Genomic DNA, 616 nt, shown 5'->3' with positions numbered 1-616 from the left:
ACGTCTTGATGTACACGCCCTGATGCGCCAGGCCGATAGCGCGATGTATCGCGCCAAAGCGAACGGGACGGACAAAACCTCATTCTTCGATGAGACGGGTGCCGGCGCGTAAGCGGATAGGGTTCCCCGCGGTGTCCTGCTCGTGTTGGCGAGCGCATTTGATGCAGGTGCCCGGCCGCGGACGCGGCCGGGCGCGCGTTGCACGACGAAGTGCGCGAAGCGGCCGGCGGGACCGTCGCGCGCTTCGCGGTCGGCGTGACGGATGGCATTTCGAAGCTGGCCGTCCATGCCATTCTTGCGGGCGTGCTGGACACGCCTTCGCTACGGCTGCTCTGCCACGAAGGCGAGGCGGAAGACCTGCTGACGGAACTGGCGCATCACCATCTGGATCTCGTGCTGTCCAGCCAGTCCGCGCCGCACAACTCGAATCTGCGTCTATCCAGCGAGCGCCTGATCGCTTCGCCGATCGACTGGTACGGGCCGGCAGCCGGCGCTGTTCGCGTCGCGCGGCATGGGCGTGTTTCCGCTCGCGGCGTTCGGCGCCGAGCGCAACGATCCGATGCATCGCGGCTTGCGCTGGCTCGGCCGCTCGCCGGAAGTGAAGGAGGAAATACAC

Annotated in this window: 1 pseudogene; it reads left to right on the top strand. The window is 66.7% G+C overall.

The features are described 5' to 3' along the window. Positions 1-189 precede the first annotated feature (189 nt). A pseudogene (locus F6X39_RS36220) lies at positions 190-616 on the top strand (LysR family transcriptional regulator); the annotation flags it as partial.

This window comes from Paraburkholderia sp. UCT2 (assembly GCF_014397665.1).
In the GTDB taxonomy this organism is placed as follows: Bacteria; Pseudomonadota; Gammaproteobacteria; order Burkholderiales; family Burkholderiaceae; genus Paraburkholderia; species Paraburkholderia tuberum.
Note: the sequence above shows the minus strand (reverse complement) of the source record. Positions and strands in the feature narration are given on the sequence as shown.